Origin of the sequence: uncultured Sunxiuqinia sp. (genome assembly GCF_963974515.1) — a bacterium.
Classification (GTDB): domain Bacteria; phylum Bacteroidota; class Bacteroidia; order Bacteroidales; family Prolixibacteraceae; genus Sunxiuqinia.
On record NZ_CAXBDD010000199.1, the window covers coordinates 1 to 3,069 of the forward strand.

A 3,069-nucleotide genomic window follows, 5' to 3' on the forward strand; every position below is an offset into this window, starting at 1 on the left:
TTGAATGAGATGAATACCAACTCTAACCTGGTTCAAAATCCGGGATGGTAATGGAGACAGGTTATTTATTTAATAAACACGATAAAAAGAATCGTATGAAAACCATAAAAACATATTTACTGCTCCTGGCAGCATTCTTGCTGGTTGTAACTTCCTGTGAAGAAGAGAAGGTGCACCGGGCAACATCTGATGACAATATACCACCACAGCCACCAACAGAGGTGAGCTACGAACCCTTATACGGCGGCGCACGGTTTTTCTATGAAGTTCCAGATGATGAGGATCTTTTAAGTGTCGAAGCCGTTTATACCAACAGGCAGGGCGATTCGTTCTCTTTCTCAGCCTCATACTTTGTCGATTCGCTTGATGTTTATGGCTTTGGCGATACCATCGACTACCAAATTGATATGTACGCCGTAGACCGTGCGGGTAACCGTTCAACACCGGTTAACGTAACCGTTAGACCGCTTGAGTCTGCCATTTCAAGGGTAGTCAACTCACTCGAACTGAAACCCGCCTTCGGATCATTCTTTGTTGATTGGATCAATGAGTTGGAGCAAAGTATCAATGTTTACATTGACTTTAATTACACGCAAGACGGTGAGTCAAGAGCATTTACTTCCGTTTTCTCGTCCAACCTCGAAGAAGACCGACGGTTTGTTGACGACCTTGATCTTAGTTCAGACGACCCGGTAACTGTATCGATCCGTGTGTCTGATATCTATGGAAATGTCACTGAACCGAAAGACATGGGTCAGATTCACCTGCTGGAAGATGCCGCACTCCCTAAAGAGGGTTGGGTGCTGCCATTGAACAGCGACTCTGTTGGAGGCGTTCCCCAGGCTTTTGGAGATAACGTTGAAGGCCGCTTGGTAAGTGTTATTGACGGCATTATCGATGAAGGAAACAACCTCAACTTTATGCACACAGGAGGCCGTGGACGCACCGGAAACAGCTCTGATGGAAACATGCCCTGGAACGTGATTATCGACTTGGGCGACCACTATGAACTCAGCCGGATCCTGACCCACCAACGCCACATGGATTTCTGCGGAGACCTTTGTCAGGGACAATATTACCGGGGAGAGAATGTTGGTCTTTATGAAATGTACATCTGGGATGAAGACACACAGTCGTGGGAGTATGTATCAGAAAATAAAATCGAAGTTCCGGAAGGACTAAGTGAGCTTGAAATTGTGAAAAAAGGAAAAGAAGGCGACGAAGCCTACATGTACCCTGATGAACCTCAATACACCAAACCGACCCGCTGGTTCCGCTACCGGGCAATGAAAGGTTTTGGAGGTAACTATACGCTGGATAACGCCAACTGCTTATCTGAGATTACACTCTATGGCAGAAAGGCTGCAAATTAAGTTTATTAGGAACAGTGATTTAAAGATTAAAATTATGAGAAACATCATATTGCTATCAATATTGGCTTTTTCAACATTTATGTGGTCGTGCGAAGGCATGTACGAGAAGCAGGAAAAGTATGAAGGAGAAATTGTCTATCCGGCTAAGTACGATACCATTATTGGGCACATCGGCTTCGAACGGGTTGAAATTGACCTGATGAAAGCCGGACGCATTCCCAGCAGCCAGATCAACCTGGGAAAAGCCAAAATAACCCGAATTGAGTATGACGATCAGGTGATCACCATTGACTCGCTGGTTTCGTGGGTTAACATCACCGGACTGACACAATCTAAACTCTACCGGTTTAACGTTTATACCATCGATGAATTTGGCAATGAATCTGTGCCGCTGGAGATTGCCCTGATTCCTTTTACCAGCACCGACCTGGCAAATTATGCCGTTACTCCACCGCGGGTTATGGCATCGCCCTCAGCAGCAGTCATTGACTGGCCAAACGGAATTTCTTCGGTACTGATGAACTACTACGGTTTGAAGTTTCAATATACCGACAAAAACGGTGAGCTTCAAAGCGGTGAACGTGGCGCCGACTCCCGTTTCTTTATCGGAAATGTTGAGGCTGGCGAACCGGTTGCCATCGACATGGAATATAAAATCATTCCCATCGTCAACCGCCAGCCCATTTTGGATACGGTGATCTTCGAGAATGTGCTGAATGTAAACATGCCAACGAGTTCGTCCGAATTTGCACCGGTCGAGAAAGCAGTCCTGGAGGCCAACGGAGTGACCACCTTCACTGCCGATGGGGTGTCTGACATTACCGAGCTGGTTTATCCTATTCATGCCAATTCGCTTCAGGATATCTTCTATTTCCCGAATTTGGAAACACTGGATTTGACCGGTGGCGAGGTATTCCCCAACGTACCTGAGCTGCATTATGACAACCGTGGCTTCCAAGATGTTGTTGGCGGAGGCGAATTTGCCCCATTCATGCGAAAAGCAGGCAATGTATCCGGAGGAAACACCTTGAAGGACTTCCTCGAAGCCGGACTCCTCACGAAAGTATACTACCGCGCAAACACCATGGGACTAGACGACATCTTAATGCCTTATGTTGAAAGTGGCGTCGTAGAATTGATTGAAAACCCAAATGAAGTTCTGGTTGAAAATCAATTCGAAGTGAGTGGACTGTTACAGGACGGAAACTGGGAGCTTGACGTGATTTATCCTGCTCCGGATGCTCCAGCAGGCGAAGGATTGGAGAACATATACAAACTGATTCCCCGGAAAACCAGCGCCTCGTTTGTATTGGCGCTGCCTAAAGAATACCAATTGAATGCCGAAGAATACAAATACCTGAAGATGATGGTTTATATGCCACCAAAAAGTCAACTGACCGGGATTTATGAGCCGTTCCAGCGCCTGTGGCCGCGCTTTATGAACAACATGTGGGCTTTTGGGAACAACAGCAGCTTCGGACAGGAGTATTGGGAAAAACCTCGTTTTACAATGCCCGATTCGTCGCTGGAAAACTGGACGGAAGTTACGATTGATATGTCTGAGGCAGTCGGTAAACACACCCGGGTCTTTGTAATCAACATTGGTGGGGAGCCTTGGATTGACTATGATTCGTCGATCGATATTGTGTATTACTTTGCCAACATCCGGTTTACCAAAGAATAAGAAAAACGCTAG

The 3,069-nt window shown here is 46.3% G+C and carries 2 protein-coding genes; both read left to right on the top strand.

Annotation, left to right across the window (positions count from 1 at the left end):
• The first annotated feature begins 95 nt into the window (after positions 1-95).
• The gene (locus tag AAC033_RS18810; RefSeq protein WP_339741060.1) at positions 96-1,373 is read left to right on the top strand and encodes a DUF4959 domain-containing protein; all 1,278 of its coding nucleotides are present in this window, start codon (positions 96-98) and stop codon (positions 1,371-1,373) included.
• Between the two features lie 34 nt (positions 1,374-1,407).
• On the top strand, positions 1,408-3,057 hold the full coding sequence (locus AAC033_RS18815; RefSeq protein ID WP_339741062.1) for a DUF4998 domain-containing protein: 1,650 nt from the start codon (positions 1,408-1,410) through the stop codon (positions 3,055-3,057).
• Positions 3,058-3,069: the final 12 nt, after the last annotated feature.